The organism is Brevundimonas sp. (genome assembly GCF_041919755.1).
In the GTDB taxonomy this organism is placed as follows: domain Bacteria; phylum Pseudomonadota; class Alphaproteobacteria; order Caulobacterales; family Caulobacteraceae; genus Brevundimonas.
The window spans coordinates 41803-66532 of sequence record NZ_JAYRTD010000011.1 but is presented as its reverse complement, the minus strand read 5'-3'; the positions used below and the strand labels follow the sequence as shown (position 1 = coordinate 66532).

Sequence of the window (24730 nt, the reverse complement as noted above, 5' to 3'; positions counted from 1 at the left end):
GAAGCGGGGGCGATGGTGCCGGCTGCAGGAATCGAACCCGCGACATCCAGTTTACAAAACTGGCGCTCTACCAACTGAGCTAAGCCGGCGTCCGCTTGACGCGGCGGTCCTTATGATGGCGCAAGGGCTCTAACGCAAGCCGGGGTTTTCATGCCGCTGTCATTCGCCCACATCGCGCCGGTCCTGATGCTGGTCGCGTCGAACATCTTCATGACCTTTGCCTGGTACGGACACTTGAAGTTCGGGTCGAAGCCCCTGTGGCTGGTGGTCATCGTCAGCTGGGGCATTGCGCTGTTCGAATACTGTCTAGCGGTGCCGGCCAACCGCATCGGCCATGCGGTCTATTCGACGGCGGAGCTGAAGACGATGCAGGAGGTGATCACCCTGATCGTCTTCGCCGTCTTTTCCGTCAGCTTCCTTGGCGAAAAGCTGACCATGAACCATGCGGTCGGGTTTGCCCTGATCATCGCCGGGGCGTGGTTCATATTCAGAGGGCCGCTCTAGGCCGCGACGCTGAGCTCCAGACCGTCGGCCGCCAGGCCCATGCGGGGGTTACCCAGTACGGCCACGGGGCGCTCGCCCTGGTACAGGCAGATGGTTTCGTAACCTGGCCACTGGGCGGCCAGATCGGCCATGGCCAAACGCGCAGAGGTGTCGTCATCGGCGGCGAGGACACTGATCTCGCTGTCCGGCCGACCCGGGGTGTTGACGATGCAGAAGTATGAAAACACGCGCACTTTCTCCGATACAGGCGCGGAGAACGGGCGCTGGAACGGTCGGTTCCAGCGCCGCGAACGCGATATCGTCATCGCCGCGTGAGCGGTCGTGTGGCCTCAGGCGCTGCGCCGTTGCAGCAGGCCAGCCAGGGCCGTCATGCGCGCGGCATCGGGAGCCGAAGCCTTCTCGGCAGCAGCCGTCAGGGCCGCGATCGTTTCGGCCGATGATGCCGAGGTGCCGCCGGCCTTCCACTGATCGACGGCGGTGCGGGCCTGGGCCAGCAAGGCGGCGTCAACGGCCGTAGAGCGGGCCAGTTGGTCGATATAGACCTGAGCCACCTCGGGGCTGTCCTGCCAGGTGATGCGGGTCTGGGTCTGGGGGTTGTTCTCGGCGATCATCACGGCCTCGGCCACGGCGATCTCGGCGGCAGACAACTGGTCGCTGGGAACCAGTTTCAGGACATCAAGGCCGCGCGCAATCTCGCTGGAATAGATACGGCCGTTGAACCAGTAGGCCGACCAGGAACCGCCGACGACCAGGCGCTCAGGGTTGATCGGCCCGCGGTCGAAATAGGCGATCTCGACGGGCCGGCTGGCGTCGGTGAAGTCCATGATCGAGATGCCGCCCTGGTACCAGGCCTGAACCATCAGATCGCGGCCAGGAACGGGAATCAGCGAACCGTTGTGCGCGACGCAATTCTCGGTGCGGCCCTGCACCGAGGGCAGTTTGTGAAAGCTCTGACCCTCCAGCTGGCGATCCTTCAGATTGGCGACCAGATTGGCCCCCCAGTTGGCCGGGTCTTCGGCCCGGCAGCGGGCGCTGGTGCCACCGCCCCATTCGTCGGTGAAGACGACCTTGTCGCCGCTGTTGCTGAAGTTGGCCGAGTGCCAATAAGCCATGTCGGGATCGAACAGCTCGTCGATCCGGGCCGGGTTCTGGGGATCGGAGATATCCAGCAGGATGCCGTTGCCGCTGCAGGCCCCCGCCGCCAGGCCCAGTTCGGGATAGACGGTGATGTCATGGCAGTGGTTGGTCTGGGCCGTGCGCTGGCTGGAGACGCCCGCGCGTCCGCCCTGCCACAGGCCGGCGATCCGCCCCGTCTCGCGGTCGGCGAAGATGCGCGGGCGGTTGACGATGGCCGCGGTCTCGGGCGCGTTCAGCGGCACCTTGATGACGTCGATGGAATAGAGGGCCGTTTCGGGATTGGTGTCCGGCTGACCATCGGTGCAGATGCCCAGCTCGTCGGTCTTGCGCACGCCCGAAGTCGCGGAGTTGTAGATGTACAGGACATTGGTGTCGCTGGGGTCCGGTACCAGGGTGTGGGTGTGCGAGCCGCGGCAGGTCTGGACCGCCGCGATCTGGCGCGGGGCGTTCAGGTCGGAGATGTCGAAGATGCGGATGCCGCGGAAACGTTCGGCATTGACGTCGCCCGTCGCCTCGGTCGTGCCGCAGTCCAGTCGGGCGCGATTCTGTTCGACCGACATGAACAGCAGATTGCCGTGCACGGAGACGTCGCCCTGACCGCCGGGGCAGACGACGGACATGACCAGTTTCGGCTCACCCTGACTAATATCGTAGGCGTTGAAGCCGTTGAAATTGCCGACGAACAGCTTGCCGTTGGAAATGGCCATGTCGGTGTTGGCCAGCGACAGAGGACCGTAGCGCGGGGGATTGTCGCGCATGCGGGCGGCAAAGGCGCGGGCTTCTTCCTCGTTGGCCGGCATGGCGACGAGGGCCTCGGGATCGAAGAAGCCGGGCGGCGGGGCCAGGCTGTGTTCCAGCGTCAGACCGGAGGCGGCTTCGGCAGCGTCGCGAAGCCCGCCGGTCAGTGCGGTCCGCGCATCGGCCTGAACCGTCTGGGGAGACGCAGCGGCCGGAGCCTGTGCAGATGCCGCGCTAGCTCCCATCAACAGACACAGGGCGGCGGCGGAGGAGAGCAGGGGGCGGCGGAGGGTCATGGCGGCGCTTTCGAACAGGTGACGTCAGAGATCGGACAGAAGGGATTGCATGCGCAGGATTTCCGCCGACTGATCGGCGACGACGGACGAGGCGAAGTCCGACAGCATCGGATCCTGGGCCGCATTCGGCTGGGCCAACAGGTCGTCGACCATATCCAGCGCACCCTGATGGTGCTGGATCATGCCTTGGAGAAACAGGCGGTCGAACTCTGGGCCGTTCGCGGCCGCCAGGGTCTGCATTTGGTCGGGCGACAGCATGCCGGGCATGATCGGCGTGTCGGACGCGGCCATCGCGTGTCCCGCATGAGCGGCGTGGTTCATGCCCGCATGGCCTGCATGCATGTCGGTCATGGTCTGGGCCTGGCCGCGATCGGCCAGCCAGTTGCGCATCAGCTCGATCTCGGCCTCCTGGCTGAGGGCGATACGTTCGCCGATCAGCTTGACCTTGGCATTTGTGCCCTTTTCGCGCAGCAGGCCCACCATCTCGACCGCCTGGCCGTGGTGGACGACCATGTGCTGCATGAACTGGACGTCGCCGGGCGTGAAGGTCGTACGGCTCAGGGCCACGGCTTCGGCGGCGCTAACGATGCGTGAAGGCGCGCCGGGTGCGCCTGGATTGAAGATGGGAGGAGACTGCGCCCAGGCCGGGGCCGCGATCAGACCGGCCAGAAGGATACCCAGACAGGACTTCACGCGCGAACGACTCCGACGATTGGCTTTGGCGAGCGAAGTTAGGCATCGCGCGATGTCCGGAGCAAGCCCTGATCGGCCGGCCATCATCCGTGTTCCGACTGGACTCCATTCGGGCAAGGATGCTCTTTTGTGCGTTCGAGGGCGCGGCATCGTTTCATTGCGAGCGGAGACGCCCCGATCCATGGGGAAGAACCAGAATGAAGCGCCTGCTCCTGGCCACGGCGGCCTCCTTGTCCTTTGTCGCACCGGCGTGGGCTCAGAACCCGCCCCCTGCTGAAGCGCAGCCGGTCCAGGACGCGACGGCCGCCGCTGCTTCGACGGCGGATGTCGACAAGGCTGACGACGCCAAGTGGGACGTGCAGGCCCCGCCCGGACCGTCGCGCGACATCTCCATCGACGTGACGCGCGGCACCTGGATGTCGCTGGACGTCAGCCCGGATGGCCAGACCGTGGTCTTTGACCTGCTGGGCGACATCTATGTAATGCCGATCGGGGGCGGGGAGGCGCGAGCTATCGCCAGCGGCATCGCCTGGGACATGCAGCCGAAATGGTCGCCGGATGGGCGTCACATCGCCTTCACCTCGGATCGGGCGGGCGGTGACAACATCTGGATCATGGACGCCGACGGATCGAACCCGACCCAGGTGTCCAAGGAGACTTTCCGTCTGTTGAACCAGCCGGAGTGGTCGCCGGACGGCGAGTTCGTCATCGGGCGCAAGCATTTTACCTCGGCCCGGTCGTTGGGGGCCGGCGAGCTGTGGATGTATCACCGCTCGGGCGGTGGCGGCGTCCAGATGACCGAGCGCCGCACGCCCCAGAAGGACACGGGCGAGCCCGCCTTCTCGCCGGACGGCCGCTATGTCTATTTCAGCGACGACGCCACACCGGGCAACACCTTCGAATACTCCAAGGACGTCAACGGCCAGATCTACATCATCCGTCGCCTGGACCGCGAAACGGGCGAGATCGAGCCCTACGTGACCGGCCCCGGCGGTTCGATCCGCCCGACACCGTCGCCGGACGGTCGCTCGCTGGCCTTCATCCGGCGGGTTCGGTACCAGTCAGTCCTGTACGTGATGGACATCGAGTCCGGGCGAGAGACGCCGGTCTTCTCTGGCCTTGATCGCGATCTTCAGGAGACCTGGGCCATCCACGGTGTCTATCCGGCGATCAGCTGGACGCCCGACAACCGCTCCATCGTCTTCTGGGCTGACGGCCGGATCCAGCGGGTCGAGGTCGCCTCGGGCACCGTGTCAGACATCCCCTTCCATGTGGCTGACACGCGCCGCATCCAGGAGCCGGTGCGCACCGTCGTGGACGTGGCTCCCGACCAGTTCGATGTGAAGATGATCCGCTGGGCCAAGCCGTCGCCGGACGGCTCGCGCGTGGTGTTCGAGGCCCTGGGCAATCTGTGGATCCGCGACCTGCCGACGGGCACGCCGCGTCGCTTGACGCGCCAGTCAGACCATTTCGAGCTTTATCCGGCGTGGTCCCGCGACGGGCGGTCGGTGGTCTATACGACCTGGGACGATCAGGAACTGGGCACGGTTCGCGTGGTGTCGGCCAATGGCGGCGAGGGGCGCGTGGTGACGCAGAATCCCGGCCACTTTGTCGAGCCGACCTTCTCTCCGGACGGGCGCACCATCGTCTATCGCACCGTCGATGGCGGCGGTCTGACCAGCGCGCTGTGGAGCCGTGATCCGGGCATCTATCGCGTGGCGACCTCGGGCGGGGAGGCCGTGCGCATCACGGACGAGGGTGTCGGCCCGCAGTTCGGGGCGGACGGCGAGCGGCTGGTCCTAACCGGGCGCGACGGCGACAAGCGCACGTTGATCTCCGTCAATATGGACGGTGCCGACCAGCGGACCCACCTGACGTCGGAATGGGCCAATGAGTTCGCGATCTCGCCGGACGGTCGCTGGATCGGCTGGACCGAGCGGTTCAATGCCTATGTTGCGCCCTTCGTGGCGGCGGGCCGCCCGATCGCGGTCAGCACGGATGGCAAGGCACTGCCCCAGGCGCGCGTCACGCGCGATTCCGGCGAGTGGCTGAGCTGGTCGGGCGATTCACAGCGGCTGCAATGGTCGCTGGGATCGGAGCTGTTCAGCCGCGACCTGAACCAGGCCTTCACCTTCGTGGACGGCGCACCGGACGAACTGCCCAAGCCGGACGAGCGCGGCATCGACATCGGCTTCACCGCCGACGCCGACAAACCGCAAGGACGGATGGCCCTGACCGGGGCGCGACTGATCACCATGAACGGCACCGAGGTGATCGAGAACGGGGTCGTCATCGTCGACGGCAACCGGATCGAGGCCATCGGCCCGGCGGCTTCTACCCCCGTCCCGGCGGGCGTGCCGGTCATGGACATGGCGGGCAAGACCATCATGCCCGGCATCATCGACGGCCACTGGCACGGGGCCATGGGCACCGACGAGATCATCCCGGAGCAGAGCTGGATCAACTATGCGTCGTTGGCCTTTGGAGTGACGACGATCCACAACCCCTCGGCCGACACCAGCGAAATCTTCGCCCACAGCGAACTGGCGCGGGCCGGGCGGGTGGTAGCTCCGCGCATCTTTTCGACCGGCACTATCCTCTATGGCGCGACCAGCGGAGCGACGGCCAAGATCGACAGCCTGGACGACGCCCTGTCCACGCTGCGTCGCATGCAGGCGGCCGGGGCGTGGAGCGTCAAGAGCTACAACCAGCCCCGCCGCGATCAGCGCCAGCAGATCATCGAGGCGGCGCGCCAGCTGAACATGTCCGTCGTGCCGGAAGGCGGGTCGCTGTACCAACACAATATGTCGATGATCATCGACGGCCACACCACGATCGAGCATTCGATCCCGCTGGCCCGGCTGTATGACGACGTGCACCAGCTGTGGCGTCAGACGAACGTTTCCTACAACCCGACCATCGTCGTGGCCTATGGCGGCAGCTATGGCGAAAACTACTGGTATCAGGAAAGCCAGGTCTGGAACGATCCGATCCTGACCCAGTATGTCCCGCGCCGTCAGCTGGACGCCCGGGCGCGTCGTCCGGTGACTGCTCCCGACAATGAGTGGAACCACATCTCCGTGGCGCGCGAGGCGACACGCTTGGCCAACGAGGGCGTCAACGTCCAGATCGGGGCTCATGGCCAGCGCGAAGGCCTGGCCGCGCACTGGGAGATGTGGAGCCTCGCCCAGGGCGGCATGGCCCCGCTGGAGGTCATCCGCGCCGGCACGCTGAACGGGGCGAAGGGTCTGGGTCTGGACCGCGACCTGGGCTCTCTGGAGGTCGGCAAGCTGGCCGACATGGTGGTGCTGAACGAAAATCCGCTGGACAACATCCGCAACACCACGGCCATCGCCTACACCATCGCCAACGGGCGCGTGTACGACAGCGGCATGAACGAGGTCGCTCCGCGCCAGCGGCCGCGTCAGCCCTTCTGGTTCTCGGGCGCGGACGGCGAGGCGGTGTCGGCGACGGCGACCGAGAGCGACACCCACGGCCACGACAGTCACTGATCGGCCTGTCCCTCCCCTTATGGCGAGCGTGGTTGAGGCGAAGGCGAAGGCGGGTGGGGAGCCGCAGCACGGTCTTGCTCCGGCTGAACACACCCCACCCTGTCGTCGCTTTGCGCCGACATCCCTCCCCTTGAAGGGGAGGGAGATTTACTTCGCGCTGTAGCGCTCGGCTACGGGATCGTAGCGGTCCCAGACCTTGCGGTCGGCGAGCGAGCGCAGCAGCTTGATGTATTCCGCATGGGTCCAGGCCAGCGGCGTGGCCGAGTTGGTGCCCTGACCAGGCTGATAGTCATAGTCCGTGGGATTGCCGACGCCGTCCCAAACCTGTTCCGGTAGCAGGAGGCCGCCGTTGGCGAAGGATTCCATGCCGCGGACATAGGTGTCGCGGATGGCCGTCGTATCCTGCGCGCCAGACTGCAGGGCGAGGGCCAGGTCATAGTGCCCGCGCTCGCCGGTGAAGAAGGGCCAGACCCGGCCGCGCTGGCCGGGGGTCATGCCGCCGACGCCATAGCCGTTGCCGGTCTCGACATTCTCGCCATAGCCGTCGTTGCCGTAACGCCGCCAGGCCGGGACGCCGTTCAGGTCATAGCGGACGCGCAGCCGATCCTCGCGCGTCTGGTCGTCATATTCGGGTAGGGTGGCGTCGATTGAGGACGCATCGGCCGGCCGCACGCCATAGCGGACCAGCTCCAGGAAGCCGCCGTCGACGATCTGATCCTCTGGCAATCCTTGCTGGGCATTGGCCTCGCCGATGGGGGCGCGGTCGTTGGGATCCTCGTTTCGGGTGATGCGCACGAAGTATTTGCCGTCGCCGAGCGAGCCCTCGGTCGTGAACATGCGGCTTTCGATCTTGCCCGCGTAGTCGTCGGCCGTGGCCAGATAGCGTTCGGCGGATGTGGTGTCGCCGGACGCACGCGCGATCTCGGCGGCGGTGACCAGACCCGCGACCACGGCGGCGGTGGTGGAGGGAGAATAGCCTTCCTGCTCTTCCCACCGCTCCTGCTGGGTCCAGGGCGGGGTGACGGTGCGGTCGTTCCAGTTCAGCCCCAGCTGCCCCCCCTCGACCAGGAAGTCGGCGGCGGGCTTGATCATGCGGGTGTACATGCCGGCCATTTCGGCGTCGGAGACCAGACCGGCCTTCCAGAGCTTGTAGCCCAGCATGATGGGCATGGCGGTCTGATCCAGCTGGACGGCAACCCATTCGATGGTGCCGTCGACCCAGGTCTTCTGCAGGAACCAGCCCGTGGCCCCTGTATTGCCAGGTGTGTCGGCCCGGACCTGCACCTGCGGCAGGTAGCGGAAGGCGGCGAGCGGTGTCTCGGTGTCGCCCAGCGCCAGCATGGCCATGGCCACCTGATAGAAGTCGCGCGGCCATACGGCCTTGTAGCCCGTCGAGGGGTTGGTCGCGTCGACCGTGTCGCCCCAGGGGTTGGACAGGCTGGCGATCAGAGCCCCGGCATGGGTGCGATCCTCCTGCACCTTCAGCATCAGGGCCGAGGCGTAGGCCAGCTTGCCACCGTCGGTGGACTGTTCGGCGATGCGCGGCAGGTCTGTCAGCGAGGCGATATAGTCCTCCCAGCCGACAGCGGAGCCTTCGCCGTTGAAGTTGGCCAGGACGGTGTCGAGGCCGGTTACCACAGTGGCTTCACCGGCTGCGCTGGCTGTCACTTCGCTGTCCCCGAAGCCGACAATGAAGTCGCGGCTCAGGGTTTGGCCTGCGCGGATGGCGGGCAAGGCCCCCGCCAGCATCAGATTGCCGGTGCTGGTGCCAGTCGAGGCATAGGCGTTATTGATCCGCGAGTGAGCCTTCAGGTCAGTCAGGGCGTCGGAGGTGCCAACGAACCCGACGGTGGCCATTTCGAAAGGCGCGTCAGATCTGAGGACGAGGTGCGTTGAGCCTTCATAAGCATGGAGCCGATCACGGGAGACCTGTCCGAGGTCATTGACGCCAGTGTTGGCGATGTGGGGCTCAAGCAGCAGGTAGGGCGTGATCTCGCCGCGCATCGCCTTGAACGTTGTGCGCACCACCAAGGACTGCTGATCCGGGTCGGTGTATATGCGCTTCTCGATCTCGTAGCGGCCCTGCTTGTCCGTGGTGATGACCCGGTAAGCCGGCGACAGCGGGCGACCGTTGGCATCGGTGTGCAGGTATTCGGTGCGGCTGGTGGTGTCAGTCCCCTCGACCGACAGGCCGGTTTCGGTGACGACGGCAAAGCGCATCTGTTTGATCTGGGCCTCGTGGATGAGGCCGTACATGGTCTCGGTTAGGACGCCATCGGCCAAGGAGAACCAGACGCGGCTGACGTCGCCGGTTGGACCGCCGTCAGCGTAGCGGCCGTCGACATAGGCCTCATAAGACGCGCCCGCGCCGGTTTTGGCGGCATTGACCCAGGTCGGGGCGTCGCCGGGTGCGCCGGGAGCGATGCGGGCCTGGTCCTGGGCGAGGGCAGGGGCGGTGCACAGGGCTAGGGCAGCGACGGAGGCCAGGATCAGGGACTTGGTCATGCGGGGACTCACAGGTTGGGCGACAAAAGGAAGGTCAGGGGCACATCGAGGCGGCTGTTCCAGCTCTTCTCGTTGTGTTCGGCGGTCGGGAAGACGAGGGTTCTGAAGCGGTCGGGATCCCAGCCGGCGTCGCGGATCACGGTGTCGATGCGCGACTGGAAGAAGGCGTAGAACTGATCCAGCGTCTCGTCGCCCCGGTCCATATAGAGGCGATGCGTCGCCGGATCGGGCAGGCCGCGCCGGATCACGTCGGACCAGGCCTGGACCACCGTCTCGCGCCAGGTGTTCAGCGCATCGCCTTCCAGCCGCTCCAGCCTGAGCGGCCAGTGGGTCGATAGGCACCCGGCCGCGCCGAAGACTTCCGGGTATTTCATCATGGCGTAGAGCGAGATCAGCCCACCCATGCTGGAGCCCGCGATCACCGTATCGTCGCGGCCGGACAGGGTGCGGTACTCCGCATCGATGCGCGGCTTCAGTTCCTCGACCAGGAAGCGGAGGTATGCGTCGGACAAGGGCTCGCCGCCGTACATCGGCATCAGGCTGTCGCGCACCTCGCCGGGCAGGGCCGCGATCAGGTCGGCTGGGACGTATTCGCGCAGGCGCAGCGGCGTGTTCCAGACGCCGACGACGATGGGGACGCGGACCTGCCCGGTCTCGATCAGGCGCACCAGATGCTCGTCCACACCCCATTCGCCGAAGTTGGCGCGGGCCGGATCGAACAGGTTCTGGCCATCATGCATGTAGAGGACGGGGTGGCAATCCGAGCCGGCGTCATAGCCGGGCGGCAGCCAGACGGTGACGTTGCGGGGGCCGAGATGGGCGGAGGCGACGGCCTCGTAATCGACCAGTCGTCCGCCTGCGATCGCGCCTGTCTGGGCGAGCGCCGACCCGGCGAAGGGCAGGGCGGCGAGGGTGGCCAGGAGGCCTCGCCGGTTCACGCCTTCACCTCGCGCACCCGCAGGGACATGGCCGCGGCGATGAAGAAGCTGATCCCGCCGACGACCAGGGCCCAGATGGCCTGGGACTGGAACAGGGCGTTCAGCATCAGCCCCAGCAGGGTCGCGGCGACCAGTTGCGGCACCACGATGAAGATGTTGAAGACGCCCATATAGACGCCCATTTTCCGCCCCGGCACGGCGCTGGACAGGATGGCGTAGGGCATCGACACGATCGAGGCCCAAGCGATGCCGACACCGATCATCGGCAGCCATAGCATCTGCGGGTCGCGGATCAGGAAGATGCCGATCAGGCCGAGGCCTCCCATGGCCAGCGCAACCGCATGGGCTCCGCGCTTGCCGACCCGGCGGGCCAGGACGGGCAGGGCGAAGGCGACCAGGGCCGCGACGCCATTGTAGATACCGAACAGGACGCCGACCCAATCCGCGCCCTCGTTATAGGCCACCGAGGTCGTGTCGGACGACCCGAAGTGCATGGCGGTGACGGCGGCGGTGGTGTAGATCCACATGGCGAACAGGGCGAACCAGCTGAAGAACTGGACCACGGCCAGGCCGCGCATGGTCTCGGGCATGCCGAACATGTCATCGAGGATTTCGGTCAGGCCGTTGGACTTCGTGGCGCGGCGGAAGGCGGCGACGACCAGTTGCAGCGCGCCGAAACCCGCGACGAACCCGGCCAGGACATAGAGTTCCTTGCCGACGGCCTTGCGCCATTCGTCGACCTCGGCGGGCAGGGCCGCAGCCTGGTCGCGCACGAACCAGACGGCAAGGAAGGCAAGTGCCCCGACGACGAGCCAGCCAAGGCCGCCAGACATATAGCGCGACGCCGGGCGCAGCGCCTCGTGTGCGAGCGGCGCGGCACGCGCGCCCTCGAAGGCGTCGATCTCGGCGGGGCTGTATTCCTTGGTCGAGAAGACGGTCCACAGGACCGCCGTCAGCATGAAGGCCGCGCCGACGTAGAAGCTGATGCGAACGCTATCGGGCACAATGCCTTCCGGTGCCGTGTTGGCGACACCGACTTGCGTCAGCAGCCACGGCAGGCAGGATGCGAAGACCGCGCCCGTGCCGATGAAGAAGCTCTGCATCGCATAGCCGGTGGCGCGTTGTTCCTCGGGCAGGTTGTCGCCGACGAAGGCGCGGAACGGCTCCATGGTGACATTGATCGCCGCGTCCATGATCCACAGCGTCGCCGCCGCCATCCAGAGGACGGGGGCGTTGGGCATGAAGATGAGCGCGATGGTCGTGGCGATGGCACCGAACAGAAAGTAGGGCCGGCGACGGCCCAGCCGGCCCCAAGTCTTGTCGCTGAAATGGCCGATGATCGGCTGGACGATCAGGCCGGTCAGGGGCGCGGCGATCCACAGGATGGCCAGGCTGTCGACCTCGGCCCCCAAGGTCTGGAAAATGCGGCTGGTGTTGGCGTTCTGCAGGCCGAAGCCGATCTGGATGCCGAAGAAGCCGACGCACATGTTCCAGATCGCCAGCCGCGTCAGGCGCGGCCGGACGGTCAGCAGAGTCCGGGGGGCATAGTCGGTCAACGGCGTGCCCTTCCGATCGGCACGAAGCGGATGGCCTGGCCACCGCCGGGCGCGAGGCGCAGGGCCAGGGTGTCCGCGGCGGTCACTTCACGCTGTTCGATCACGATGTCCTCGCGCTTGCCCTGCCAATCGGCCTCGGGGCCGTCGCGATAGATCTCGGCGCGGTAGCGGCGTCCGGCATCGAGGAATCCTAGATGAGCCGACAAAACGCGCGGCTCTTCGTCCGTGACGGCCCCCAGGCACCAGATGTCGGAGTTCCGGTCCTTGCGGGCGGTGACAACATAGTCGCCGATCTCGCCGTCCAGCACGCGGGTCTCGGCCCAGTCGACGGGCACGTCCTTGATGAACTGGAAGGGGGCCGGATTGGCCTCGTAGTTTTCCAGCAGGTCCGCCGCCATCTGGATCGGGCTGTAGATGACGACATACAGCGCCAGTTGCTTGGCCCAGGTGGTGGCGATGCCGTCCGGGCTGCGGGTCTGCATGCCGAAGATGCCGGGGGTGTAGTCCATCGGCCCGGCCAGAAGGCGGGTGAAGACCAGATTGGCCTCATGCTCCGGCGGATTTCCCGGCTGGCCCCAGGCGCTGAATTCCATCCCGCGCGCGCCCTCTCGGGAGATCATATTGGGATAGGTGCGGCGCAGGCCCGTGTCCTTGAACGGCTCGTGGGCATTGACCGCGACCTGATACTTGGCCGCGGTTTCGACGACCCGCATGTGGTGCTGGGCCATGGGCTGGCTTTCGTGCCAGGCCAGGCGAGGCTGGCCGTCGGGCCCGGCGACCCGCGCACCGCCCGCATCGGCGACATAGCCGGTCTTGACCGAATGCCAGCCGAATCGCTGCATCTGGGCGAAGGCGGGGTCCAGCTGCTTGTCATAGTGGTAGGCGTTGCCGCCCGTCTCGTGGTGACCGATGATCTCCACACCCTTCTGGCGGGCATAGGCGGCGACGCGCTCGATGTCGAAATCGGGATAGGCCTGGGTGAAGCTGTAGTCCCAACCGGTGCCGAACCAGTCGCCGTCCCAGCCGACGTTCCACCCCTCGATCAGCACGCCTCCAAAGCCATGTTCGGCCGCAAAATCGATGTGCTTGATGGCATTCTCGGTCGTGGCCCCGTGTTTGGGGCCGGCGTTCCAGCTCTTCAGTTCCAGATGCATTTCCCACCAGATGCCAATGTATTTCATCGGCTTGAACCAGCTGACGTCACCCAGAACATTGGCTTCGTTGAGGTTCAGGATCAGGTGGGACTCGACCAGATCGCCCGCGCGGTCCGCGATCTGCAGCGTGCGCCAAGGCGTGGCGAAGGGAGCGGTGCGCTCGACCGCGGCATTGGTCAGGCCGGGCGTCAGCGCCGCCTTGAACCGTCCGCCCTCGACGCGGCGCAGGTTCATGCCCGCATAGTCCACGCAGGCTGCCTCATGCAGCGAGACATGCAGGCCATTATCGGTCCGCACCGTCAGCGGCGTCTGGGCGACGCCCACGCCGTCGATGCGAGTACGGTTGTACAGGTATTCCTCGCGGTTCCATTCGAAGGCGGGGATCCACCAGGCGGTGCCGGGCTCCACGACCGCGAACTCGGTAAGTTCGTCGCCGATGCGGACGGTGGTCAGGCCCGGTTGTTCGGGGAATTCGTAGCGGAAGCCAATCCCGTCGTCATAGATGCGGAAGACCACATCAAGCCGCCGCTGCAGACCGTTCCGCTCCGTCAGATGAACCCGCAGCTGGGTGTAGCGGTTGCGGATGAAGCGCTGTTCGCCCCAAGGCTGCTCCCAGGTGTCGTCGTGCTGGGTCGGAGCATCGGCGCTTACAGTGAAGTTGCGCTCCAGTTTAGGTCCGTCGGTAAGGATGAAGCCCAGCCGCGAGGGGGCGATGACCGGTCGGCCCAGACGCGTGACCGAATACTCGGGGCGGCCCTCGCCATTGACCCCAACCTGGACCGACAGGACGCCGTCGGGCGACGATGCCGTGACCAAGGGTGCAGCGGCTTGCGCGTGGGCCATGGCAGGAGCAGCGGCCATTAGAGCCGTGGTCGTGATCAGGAAGCGGCGGGTCAGCATGAGGGGGCACTCCGGTAACGAGGGCTTGCCAAGCGCGACCGTAGCGGCGCAGAACAAGCAAGGTTTGCAGCAAATTTTGCAGACGTGATTTCGACCGGAGCCGCAGCGTGACCCGCAACACCCGTCTGGAAGATCTGGCCAAGCTGGCGGGCGTCTCGATCTCGACGGCGTCGCGGGCGCTTAACGACAGCCCGGCAGTAAATGCGCGGACCAAACAGCTGATCTGGAAGCTGGCCCGCGAGCACGACTATCCGTTCCGCCGCTATATGCCCGCCGGACCCGTGGGGGCCGACGGCGTCATCGCCTTGGTCACGCCTCGCCCGCAGGGGCGGGAAGGGCGCCTCAGCGATCCCTTTTTTCTGGAACTGCTGGCAGGTGTCGGCGAGGCGGCGCGTGAGCGGGGATGCGATGTGATCCTGAGCCACTTCTCGCCGGCCAACCATGACGACATGGCCGCCGCCATGAACACGCGCGCCGACGGCGTGATCTTTCTGGGCCAGAGCTTCCTGCATCAAAGCCTGAATCGGCTGGCTGAAACCGAGGGGCGGTTTGTGGTTTGGGGTGCCGAATTGGCCGATCAGCTCTATTGCTCGGTCGGGTCCGACAATCTGGCGGGCGGGCGCCGCGCGACCCTGCATCTGGCCCGGTTGGGGCGAAAGCGGATCGTGTTCCTGGGCGATCTGGACCCGCCGGAATCGATGCAGCGGCACCGGGGCTATCTGGAGGCCCTGGCCAGGTCCGGTCTGGACGCCGATCCCGATCTGATCATGGAGGCGCATTTCGAGGTCGAGTCCGCCGAGGCTTCGGTCGACAGCCTGATCCGGCGTGGCGTCCAGTTCGACGGCGTCGTCTGCGCCTCTGACCAGATCGCGCTGGGGGCCGTGCGGGCCCTGCTGCATGCGGGTCTGAGGGTGCCCGAAGATGTCTCGGTCATCGGCTTCGACAATGTGCCCTTCAGCCGGTACAGCCGCCCGGCGCTGACGACCATCGCCCAGGACACGATGAAGGCGGGTCGCCTGCTGGTGTCCAAGCTGCTGGACAACTCCGGCACATCGGTCGGCCGGTCGGAGCGGATCCCTACCGACCTGATCGTGCGCGAAAGCTGCGGCGGCTAGGATCATGCCGTGGCCATGACCAGCCCGGCCATGGGCGGCAACTGACCCTCCGGCGGGGCGTTCAGATTGACTGCCTCGATGACCCGCCAGCCGTCGGGCAGGGTCCAGTCGGCGGCCGTATGGCCCAGATTGAAGACGCAGATAAGCCGTTGATTTCCTTGGGTGCGCTCGAAGCTGAGCAGGCCGGGGCCCGCATCCAGCATCGCCATATCGCCCCACATCAGGGCCGGCTGCGACTTCCGGAACGCCACCAGACGACGGGTCGAATGCAGCATGGAGGTCGGATCGGCCTCCTGACGATCCACGGCCAGCGCGGCATGGCGCGGATCCAGCGGTAGCCAAGGTTCTACGGACGAGAAGCCCGCCTGGGGCCGATCGGCCTGCCACGGCATGGGGGTGCGGGCCCCGTCCCGGCCCAGGGTCTGGGGCCAGTTGGTGATGGCCTCGGGATCGGTCAGGCGCTCGAACGGTACCTCGGCCTGGGGCAGGCCTAGCTCCTCGCCATAGTAGATGAAGACATTGCCGCGCAGGCACATCAGCAGCAGCATGGCCATTTCGGCATAGGCCTTGGGGTCGCGGCCTTGCGCCCATCGGGAAATGGCGCGCGGTGCATCGTGGTTCGAAAAGGTCCAGGACGGCCAGCCCTGACCGCCGCGCCCGTGCCAGACCTCGGCCCCCTCGCGCACCAGATCCGGAGCCAGGGACGGCGCGTAGAGGTAGAGGAAGCCATAAGCGCTGTTCAGATGCGTATCGCCGGCGGTGAAGGCCTGCATCTCGCGCTCGGCATGGTCGCCGCCGACCTCGGCCACACTAAACCGGCCGCCGTAGCTGTCGGTCAGGGCGCGGATGCGGGCGACGAAGTCGACGATGCCGGGCTGGGACTGGTTGTTGATCTTGTCCTGAAAATCGAAGGGCCGCGTCCGCTTGCCACCGGGGGGCAGGGGCGGATTGTCCGTCAGCTTCGGATCGTGCATCGCGAAGTTAATGGCGTCGAAGCGGAAGCCGTCCACATCCCGGTCCAGCCAGAAGCGGGCGGCGTCCAGAAGAGCGTCCTGCACGTCCAGATTGTGCAGGTTCAGCTGCGGCTGCGACGGCAGGAAGTTGTGCATGTAGTACTGGCCGCGCCGGGCATCCCAGGTCCAGGCCGGGCCGCCGAACACGGACTGCCAGTTTGACGGCGGCGATCCATCAGGCTTGGCATCGGCCCAGACGTACCAGTCGGCATGCGGGCCGGTGCGCGACTGACGGCTGTCGTCGAACCAGGCGTGCTGATCCGAGGTATGGGCGAACACCAGATCAGTGATGATCCGCAGGCCAAGCCGATGGGCCTTGTCGATCAGCCGGTCGAAGTCGGCCAGGGCGCCGAAAATCGGATCGACGTCGCAATAGTCGGCTACGTCATAGCCGAAGTCCTTCATCGGCGAGGTGAAGAAGGGACTGATCCAGACCGCATCCACGCCCAGGGAGGCGATGTGCTCCAGTCGATCGGTGATGCCATTCAGATCGCCGATGCCGTCGTCATTGCTGTCGGCGAAACTGCGCGGATAGACCTGATAGATGACGGCTCCCCGCCACCATTCGCTATTGGCGGCGATGTCAGCGACTGGCTGGATTGAGGTCTGGACGTTCAACGCGCACCTTCCGATAGGCAAATCATGTAGTCCAGCGGAGCCACGGTCACGCGCAGACTCGCGGGCGCGCTGGCTGTCGTAGCGCATTCGCCGTGGATGGACCGCCAGACCGTCGAGGCGTTCTCGACCTCGATCTGAGCCGTGATCGGGGCCGTCGAGGTGTTGAAGACGATCAGGGTTTCGCGCTCAGGCTGATCGAACCGCGACACGGCGAACAGTCCGGCGCCATCGCCGGACTGTCGGACGACCTGGCGTCCGCGCCGCAGTCCAGCATGCGCCTGGCGCAGCGCGGCCATCTCCGAGATGGCGCGATACAGCGGGGCCTCGGTGTCATAGGGCGCGCGGCGACCGCCGACGATGCGGTCGTCTGCATAAGACGCTACCTGAGTGGCAAACATGTCCTGGCGCGATCCGCCATAGCCGCCGTCGCCTGAGAAACCCTGTTCGTCGCCGTAGTAGAGGGTCGGGACGCCGCGCGTGAACATCATGACCGCATGAGCCAGCCGTACCCGGGCCAGCAGTTCTTCGTCACCGATGTCGGGATTGGCGACCTGGATGAAGTTGCCGATCCGGCCCATGTCGTGGTTGCCGAGGAAGGTCGGCAGCTGCATCGCCGTCTCGGCACCACCCTCATAGTTGACATCGGCGTCATAGAGCTTGGCCAGCAGCTCGGTCGGCTTGCCGCGCCCCACCACGTCCGTGACCACGCTCTGGAAGGCGAAGTCCAGCACCGCAGGGAAGCTGTCGACCCGGGTGAAGCGCGTCAGCACGGCCGGATCGTGGTCGTAGACTTCGCCGAAGATGTGGAAGTTCGGGATACCCCGGGCCTCGGCCCGCTCCAGCATGGCGGGGACGAAGGCCTGCCAGAACTCGGGATTCACATGGCGCGCGGTGTCGATGCGAAAGCCGTCGATGCCGTACCTATCGATCCAGCCGCCGAAGATCTCGATCATGCCGGCCACGACCCGGGGATGTTCGGTCATCAGGCCGTCCAGACCCGCGAAATCTCCGTCCAGTGAACTCTCGCCCCGAAAGGTCGTGTCGCCCCGGTTGTGATAGTAGATCGGGTCGTTCAGCCAGGCCGGAACCTTGACCGTCTCTTCGCCCTCCGGGACGTAAGGGGTGTAGGCATAGTCCGGGCGGGTCAGCCGACCGTAATCGCTCCCGTTAAAGCCGTCATTGATCGCTGCGCCTTCGACCCCGCCCCGTCGCGTGAACGGATAGTCGGCACGGCTGCGATAGGCACAGTCGTTCGCCGGGCACTCCCGATAGCGGATCACATCGGCGGTGTGGTTGGTGACGATGTCCAGATAGACTTTCATGCCGCGCGCATGGGCAGCTTCGACAAGGGCTTTCATCGCCGCCTCGTCGCCGAAATGCGGATCCACGGCTGTGAAGTCGGTGATCCAGTAACCGTGGTTGCCGGCGTACTCACGGCCTGGCTCGCCCTGGACGGGCTTGTTCTTGAAGATGGGGGCGAACCAGATGGCGGTCGCACCCAAGCCCTGGATGTAGTCCAGCCGTTGCATCACACCGGCCAGATCACCGCCATGATAGAAGCCTTCGTGTGTCGGATCGAAACCGTGGTCCAGCCGGCTGCCCGCGATGCCGCCCGTGTCATTGGACGGGTCGCCGTTTGCGAACCGGTCCGGCAACATGAAATAGATGACCTCGTCCTCTGGCGGTCGCTGGCGCAAGGCCTCAAGGGCGGGGCTCTGGGCCCAGGCCGCGTTTGCGGCGCACGACAGGGCGGCACCGATTGCGGCGGTCAGGACGATTCGCCGCCTGCGCCCGTTCACAGCCTTTCCGCTCATGGACGGCCTCCCTCAAATGTCCGCAGACGACATGGCCTGCTGGATCGCTTTGCAAGATTTTGCAGTCGTTTGGCTGACTGTCAATCCATTGATGACGAATGACGAAATAGCGGCGTAAAGCTCTCTAGACCTTGCTGCATCGCAATATAGGCCGCTGCGGCGTCGCATTTTCGTCACTGTTTGACGGCCTCCCGAGATTACAGGGTTGCAACGTTCTCACAAGTTTGCATAACTTTGCGATCAGAGCCCGGACGCTTCATCAGAAATGCGACGACGGCCTGAGGGAGAGAGAATGATGAGAACCCACGTCACACGTCGTGCGCGTCTGTTGACCGGTGCCGCCATCGGTGCCGTTGGTTTGCTAGCCTTTGCCGGCGGCGCGGCTGCCCAGAATGCGCCGGCCCAGGCCGATCCGGATGAAGCGACCGAGGTCGACGAGGTTATCGTCACCGGCATCCGCGCCTCGATTCAGAACTCCATCGCCGCCAAGGCGCGCAACACCTCGATCGTCGAAGTCATTTCGGCTGAGGACATCGGCAAGCTGCCGGACGTATCGATCGCCGAATCGCTGGCCCGCCTGCCGGGCTTGACGGCGCAGCGCCTCGACGGACGCAGTCAGGCGATCTCGATCCGCGGCCTGGGGCCCGACTTCACCACCGCATTGCTCAATGGACGCGAGCAGGTCACGACTGGCGATAACCGCGGCGTGGAATTCGACCAGTATCCGTCCGAGCTGCTCAGCGGCGTGACGGTCTACAAGACCCCGGATTCGGCGCTGATCGGCCAGGGGCTGGGCGGCACCGTCGACCTTCAGACCATCCGGCCTCTGGCTTATGGCCGTCAGGTTATAGCCATGAACGCCCGGTACGAATGGAACGACATCGGGGCCTTGAACTCGGGCACGACAGACAACGGCAGCCGCTATTCGATTTCCTACGTCGATCAGTTCGCCGACGACACGATCGGTCTGGCGCTGGGCTATGCTCATATCGAAAGCCCGTATCAGTCCGAGCGCTTCAACGCCTGGGGCTATCCCACGGTGGAGCTGGGCAACGACCTGTATGGAGAGGAACTGGTTCCGGGCGGCCCGCGCACCCCTCGCGCCGGCTACTCCGAAGAAATCGGCCAACTGGTCATCGGCGGGATGAAGCCCTATGTCATGTCCAGCGAGCTGGAGCGCGACGGCTTCATGGGTGTGCTGGAGTTCCGGCCCAACGACCGCTTCTCCTCGACCATCGACGCCTTCTACTCTCAGTTCGACAACACCCAGATCCTGCGCGGCATCGAGTTTCCCCTGTTCTGGGGCGGTAGCTCCGGCGCGGGTTGCCCGCCGCAATCCGCAAATCCGAGCCCGCCGCAAACTGCGACCTGCCGTCCGGCACCGCGGCTGCGTCCTACGACGACGATTGAAGACGGCCTGATCACCTCGGGTACCTATGACAACGTCAAGGGTGTCATCCGCAACGACGTCAACACTCGCGAGAGCAAGATCACGTCGCTGGGCTGGAACACCCAGTTTCAAGCGGACGACAACTGGCGTCTGGGTCTGGACCTGAACTACTCCAAGGTCGAGCGCGAGGACGTGGTTCTTGAAACCTATGCCGGCACCGGACGTGATGTCGCTGGCGCGCTGGACAGCGTCGGCTTCACGATCGGCAGCAACGGCGTACCGGTCCTGACCACCACGTTGAACTATGCCGATCCCAATCTGATCTTCCTGACCAGCCCGCAGGGTTGGGGCGGGGATATCATCCCGGGTGGCCAGGATGGCTATCTGAACAACCCCTCCATCGACGACGAGATCAAGGCCGTGCGTCTAACCGCCCGCCGGGAGATCAACGGCGGGCCCTTCAGCTCGGTCGACTTCGGCATCAACCTGTCGGAGCGTGAGAAGTCCTTCGTCAACGACCAGTTCTTCCTGGGCGCGGCGGGCGACACCACCCCGATCCCGACGCAGTTCCTGCTGTCACCGACGGAACTGGGCTATCTCGGCATTCCAGCCGTCATCAGCTACGATGCCCTGGGTCTGGTCAACTCCGGCTTCTATTCGCTGGTGCGCAATCCCAATGCCGACGTGCTGTCCGGCAACTGGGTCGTGAGCGAAGAGGTCAACACCTACTACGTCAAGGCCAACATCGGCACCGAGCTGTTCGGCATGGCGCTGACCGGCAACGCCGGTTTGCAGATTGTCGATACGTCGCAACGATCCAGCGGCTTCTCGGCCAGTGGCTCGGGTGCCAGCACAGTGTCGATCGCGGTGTCGGGTGGCGACGACTATGTTGAGGTACTGCCCAGCGCCAACCTGATTCTGGAGATCGGTGAGGATCGTTTCGTGCGCTTTGCGGCGTCACGTGTGCTAGCGCGTCCCCGGATGGACGACATGCGGGCTTCGCAGAACTACAACTTCAACGTCAGCAACAATACGCCGACAGCAACGCCCGAGCAGAACTCGCCGTGGAGCGGCGGCGGCGGCAATCCCGAACTGCGGCCCACGATCGCCAATGTCGTGGACCTCTCGTTCGAGCAGTATTTCGCCAATCGGCGCGGGTACGTCTCGGTTGCGGCCTACTACAAGGATCTGGAAACCTACACCTACACGCGCAATCAGATCTTCGATTTCACCGGCTATCCGACCAATGCACCGGGTGTGACGCCAGTCATCAACGAGGGCATCGTTTCGGCTCCGGCCAATGGCGATGGCGGCTACATCAGCGGTATCGAGTTCGCTGCGTCCGTACCGTTCGACGTCTTCCATCCTGCCCTGGAAGGGTTCGGCCTTCAGTTCAGTGCCTCGCAAACGTCCAGCGAGATCAAGCCTGACGGCGTGAACGCCACCGCGCTTCCGGGACTGTCGGAAACCGTCGTCAACACCACCATCTATTATGAAAACAACGGCTTCCAAGTGCGGGCCTCAAACCGCTACCGCTCGGATTTCTTGGGGGAAGTGGCCGGGTTCGGCAACGGCCGCACTCTGCGCAGTGTCGGCGAGGAAAGCGTGGTGGACGCCCAGATCGGTTACCAGTTCGAATCCGGTCCTCTGGAGGGCCTGTCCTTCCTGGCCCAGGTCAACAACCTGACCGACGAGCCCTTCTACACCTTCCAGAATGGCGACGAGCGCCAGGTCATCGACCATCAGACCTATGGCCGATCCTTCCTCGTTGGATTGAGCTACCGCTACTGACCGCCCTGAACGGTCAAACTGGGGCCGCCGCGGGAAACCGGGGCGGCCTTTTCTTTGGCCGCGCTGGGGGCACTTTTGGTTACGGCCTGTGAAAAGGCGCTGGACGTGACCGCGCACGGATGAAACCTAGACCGCTTGATCGTTGCGCGGATGCCGCCGACGACCCTTGGGGAGAGACATGACCGACACTTCAACAGCACCACGCAAGGGCACAGGCCTGGCCTTCGCCTATGTGACCACGCTCTTTTTCGCTTGGGGGTTCGCCACCTCGCTGATCGATCCGCTGATCGCGGCGGTGCGCAAGGTGTTCGACCTGACAACGACCGAGGCGCTGCTGACGGCGTCGGCCTGGTTCATCGCCTATGCGGTGGTCTCGATTCCTGCGGCCGCCATTCTGGGCAGGCTGGGCTATAGCCGGTCGATCATCGCGGCCCTGGTGGTCATGGTGCTGGGCTGTCTGATCATCCCGCTGGCGACGCTGGTGGATGTCTATGAGATCGTGCTGCTGGGCCTGTTCGTCATCGCATCGGGCGTGACCCTGCTGCAGGTCGCGGCCAATCCGCTGGTGGCCGTGTTGGGCTCGCCGAAGGGATCGCATGCGCGCCTGAACTTCTCGCAGTTCTTCAACTCGCTGGGCACAACGCTGGGGCCCTTGCTGGGATCGAGTGTCTTGCTGACCGGAGGCGTCTTCGCCGCCGGTGCCGTGGTCACGGCGGCGACGCGGGATGAATCGCTGCGCAGCATCGACTTCGCCTTCCTGGCCCTGGGCGGCTTCTTCGCTCTGGTCGCCTTCTTCATCTTCACGGCGCGCAAGAAGATCAACGCCGCCGCCGCCAGCGCCCAGAGCGACGCCGTTTCCTCGCCGCTCAAGGCTTTCAGCTCGCGCTGGGCCGTGTTCGGCGCCCTGGCCATCTTCATCTATGTCGGCTCCGAGGTGACCATCGGCGGCCTGCTGACCAACTTCCTGGCCAGCCCGACGATCCTGAACATTCCCGAGGTCGATGCGGGCCGTCTGGTCAGCTTCTACTGGGGCGGAGCGATGGTCGGTCGTTTGATCGGCGCCGCTCTGCTGACGCGGGTGCCGGCCGGTGTGCTGCTGACGGTCAATACGGTGATCGCGGCGATCCTGTGCCTGGTCGTGACCCAGACCACGGGCAGCACCGCCGCCTATGCGGCCATCGGCGTCGGCTTCTTCAACTCCATCATGTTCCCGACCATTTTCACCCTGACGCTGGAGCGTTCGACCGCGCCGGTCTCGGCGACGTCGGGCCTGCTGTGCACGGCCATCGTCGGCGGGGCGGTCCTGCCACTGATCGGCGGCATGCTGGTCGACGATGCGGCCGAGATCTTCAACCCGGCCTTCTTTGTGCCGCTGGCGGGCTATGCCCTGCTGGCCGTGTTCGCAGTCGGGGCGGCGCGCAAGAAGCCGGAAGCTCGCGACGCCGCGACGGTCGCCACCCTGCACTGATTTCGTCAGTCCGCCCCCGACCACATGCCTTTCGCCTTCAGATAGGTTTCGTGGTCGGGCAGGGCGGAGACGGTGCGGGCCAGGATGTCGGACAGCTGGCGCAGGCCCGCCGCCGGCCGCTGTGCGTCGTTCAGCGAATACAGCGGATTTGCTCCGCGCGGGACGATGCCCTGGCCGTACATGACCGCCAGCCATGAGGCTTGGCTGAAGTATTCGTCGGCCCCGACCTGATACAGCAGGGCGCGGTCGCGGAAGGCCTCGACCCGCTCGGCCAGGCTGTCGGGAATGGGCATGTCGCGGACCTGCCGCCAGAACTGCGTGTCGTCTCTCTGGGTCGCGTGATAGTGCAGGATGACGAAGTCGCGGATCAGCTCGACCTCGCGGCCCAGACGGCGGTTGTAGCCGTCGATGTTGACCGGGCTGAAATTTCTGTCCGGGAAATGCTGCAGCAGGCGGTAGATGCCCGCCTGGACCAGATGGATGCTGGTCGATTCCAGCGGCTCGATGAAGCCGCTGGACAGGCCCAGGCTGACGACGTTCCTGTCCCAGTATTTCTTGCGACGGCCGGTCACGAACCGCAGAGGGCGAGGCTCGGCCAGGGCCTCTCCGTCCAGATTGGCCAGCAGGGTCTCGCGCGCCGCATCGTCGGTGGTGTGGTCCGAGCAATAGACATAGCCGTTGCCGGTGCGATGTTGCAGGGCGATCCTCCACTGCCAGCCGGCCTCACGCGCCGTGGACAGAGTATAGGGCGTCAGGGGCTTCACGCTGGCACAAGGCACGGCCATCGCCCGATTGACCGGCAGCCAGTGCGACCAGTCCTCATAGCCGGCCTTCAGCGCCCCCTCGATCAGCAGGCCACGGAAGCCGGTGCAGTCGATGAACAGATCGGCTTCGAGAAGGCGGCCGTCCTCCAGCGTCACGCCCTGGACGAAGCCGTCCTCGGCACGCTGGACCACATCGACGACCTTTCCCTCGACCCGCTCGACCCCACGGCCTTCGCAGACCTTGCGCAGGTATTTGGCATAGAGGACGGCGTCGAAATGATAGGCGGTGAACATACTGTTCAGCGGAGAGTTCGGGTCCGGATTGCGGTCACCGACCTTGCCGGCATCGGCGGCGCGCCAGCAGACGGAATAGTCGCCGAGGTCTCCGGCCAAACCCTTGGCCTTGAGCGAAAAATAGGTCTGCTGGAAATCCGCAAGGGTCGGGCCGCGCCCGAAGGTGCCGAACGGATGGACGTAACGATTGCCGACGTGGCCCCAGTCCTGGAAGACGATGGCGACCTTCAGCGTCGCCTTGGTCTCGCGCATGAACTCGGCCTCGTCCAGGCCGATCATGGCGTTGAAGTCGCGGATCGGGGGCACGGTCGCTTCGCCCACGCCGACGATGCCGATGTCCTCGGACTCGACCAGCGTCACCCTGGCATGCGGGCCCAAGGTGCGTTGCAGGGCTGCCGCCGCCATCCAGCCGGCCGTGCCGCCGCCGACGATCAGAACGCTGCGTATCGGTTCCGCCATGATGCCCCTCCTGGCCTGTTGATCGACCTCAAATTCAGCTTAGGAGGGCGGGCTGATCGCTCAAGCGAAAA

General features: G+C 65.4%; 15 protein-coding genes and 1 tRNA gene. 5 read left to right on the top strand and 11 right to left on the bottom strand.

The features are described from left to right. Window positions 1–13 precede the first annotated feature (13 nt). Window positions 14–89: transfer RNA gene (locus tag ACE3TH_RS12640), tRNA-Thr, on the bottom strand. Window positions 90–150: 61 nt separating this feature from the next. Here ACE3TH_RS12640 and ACE3TH_RS12635 point away from each other — a divergent pair. Then, window positions 151–504, top strand: coding sequence for a DMT family protein (locus ACE3TH_RS12635; RefSeq protein ID WP_374600149.1), 354 nt, complete (start codon window positions 151–153; stop codon window positions 502–504). Here the strand turns inward: ACE3TH_RS12635 and ACE3TH_RS12630 are convergent. The 3 genes from ACE3TH_RS12630 to ACE3TH_RS12620 form a co-directional block, all read right to left on the bottom strand. Then, window positions 501–731, bottom strand: a complete 231-nt coding sequence (locus tag ACE3TH_RS12630) for a hypothetical protein (protein ID WP_374600147.1) — start codon at window positions 729–731, stop codon at window positions 501–503. The two genes, ACE3TH_RS12635 and ACE3TH_RS12630, sit on opposite strands and share 4 nt — an antisense overlap. 102 nt (window positions 732–833) lie before the next feature. Then, window positions 834–2675: an LVIVD repeat-containing protein gene (locus ACE3TH_RS12625; protein ID WP_374600145.1), complete on the bottom strand. Its 1842-nt coding sequence runs from the start codon at window positions 2673–2675 to the stop codon at window positions 834–836. 24 nt (window positions 2676–2699) lie between these two features. Next, a complete protein-coding gene (locus ACE3TH_RS12620) occupies window positions 2700–3368 on the bottom strand; it encodes a DUF305 domain-containing protein (RefSeq protein WP_374600144.1) in 669 nt (222 codons plus the stop codon). Window positions 3369–3565: 197 nt separating this feature from the next. Here ACE3TH_RS12620 and ACE3TH_RS12615 point away from each other — a divergent pair, with 197 nt between their 5' ends. Then, window positions 3566–6880 (top strand): amidohydrolase family protein, encoded by a 3315-nt coding sequence (locus tag ACE3TH_RS12615; protein WP_374600142.1) that lies wholly within the window; start codon window positions 3566–3568, stop codon window positions 6878–6880. 147 nt (window positions 6881–7027) lie between these two features. Here the strand turns inward: ACE3TH_RS12615 and ACE3TH_RS12610 are convergent, their stop codons facing one another. From ACE3TH_RS12610 to ACE3TH_RS12595, 4 genes are all read right to left on the bottom strand, one after another. Then, window positions 7028–9385, bottom strand: a complete 2358-nt coding sequence (locus ACE3TH_RS12610) for a glucan 1,4-alpha-glucosidase (protein WP_374600140.1) — start codon at window positions 9383–9385, stop codon at window positions 7028–7030. Window positions 9386–9393: 8 nt separating this feature from the next. Continuing rightward, on the bottom strand, window positions 9394–10323 hold the full coding sequence (locus ACE3TH_RS12605) for an alpha/beta hydrolase (protein WP_374600138.1): 930 nt from the start codon (window positions 10321–10323) through the stop codon (window positions 9394–9396). Beyond that, complete coding sequence (locus ACE3TH_RS12600) at window positions 10320–11810, bottom strand: MFS transporter (RefSeq protein ID WP_374600222.1); 1491 nt, start codon at window positions 11808–11810, stop codon at window positions 10320–10322. Before ACE3TH_RS12600 ends, ACE3TH_RS12605 begins: the two co-directional genes overlap by 4 nt. 65 nt (window positions 11811–11875) lie before the next feature. Then, window positions 11876–13933: a glycoside hydrolase family 97 protein gene (locus ACE3TH_RS12595; RefSeq protein WP_374600136.1), complete on the bottom strand. Its 2058-nt coding sequence runs from the start codon at window positions 13931–13933 to the stop codon at window positions 11876–11878. A 107-nt stretch (window positions 13934–14040) separates the two neighbouring features. Between ACE3TH_RS12595 and ACE3TH_RS12590 the strand changes: the two genes are divergently transcribed. Then, window positions 14041–15048, top strand: a complete 1008-nt coding sequence (locus tag ACE3TH_RS12590) for a LacI family DNA-binding transcriptional regulator (protein ID WP_374600134.1) — start codon at window positions 14041–14043, stop codon at window positions 15046–15048. A gap of 2 nt (window positions 15049–15050) precedes the next feature. On the opposite strand, the gene ACE3TH_RS12585 is transcribed toward ACE3TH_RS12590, so the two are convergent. Both ACE3TH_RS12585 and ACE3TH_RS12580 read right to left on the bottom strand, forming a co-directional pair. Beyond that, window positions 15051–16679 (bottom strand): alpha-glucosidase, encoded by a 1629-nt coding sequence (locus ACE3TH_RS12585; RefSeq protein ID WP_374600132.1) that lies wholly within the window; start codon window positions 16677–16679, stop codon window positions 15051–15053. After that, window positions 16676–18493: an alpha-amylase family glycosyl hydrolase gene (locus ACE3TH_RS12580; RefSeq protein ID WP_374600130.1), complete on the bottom strand. Its 1818-nt coding sequence runs from the start codon at window positions 18491–18493 to the stop codon at window positions 16676–16678. The genes ACE3TH_RS12585 and ACE3TH_RS12580 overlap by 4 nt, the downstream gene beginning before the upstream one ends. A gap of 292 nt (window positions 18494–18785) precedes the next feature. Here ACE3TH_RS12580 and ACE3TH_RS12575 point away from each other — a divergent pair, with 292 nt between their 5' ends. Then, window positions 18786–21674 (top strand): TonB-dependent receptor, encoded by a 2889-nt coding sequence (locus ACE3TH_RS12575; protein WP_374600128.1) that lies wholly within the window; start codon window positions 18786–18788, stop codon window positions 21672–21674. Between the two features lie 178 nt (window positions 21675–21852). Continuing rightward, entirely contained in the window at window positions 21853–23142 is a 1290-nt protein-coding gene (locus ACE3TH_RS12570) for a sugar MFS transporter (RefSeq protein WP_374600126.1), read from the top strand. Between the two features lie 5 nt (window positions 23143–23147). Here the strand turns inward: ACE3TH_RS12570 and ACE3TH_RS12565 are convergent, their stop codons facing one another. Beyond that, window positions 23148–24659 carry a tryptophan halogenase family protein gene (locus ACE3TH_RS12565; RefSeq protein ID WP_374600125.1) on the bottom strand — a complete coding sequence of 504 codons (1512 nt, stop codon included), beginning with the start codon at window positions 24657–24659 and terminating at the stop codon, window positions 23148–23150. Between the last annotated feature and the right edge of the window lie 71 nt (window positions 24660–24730).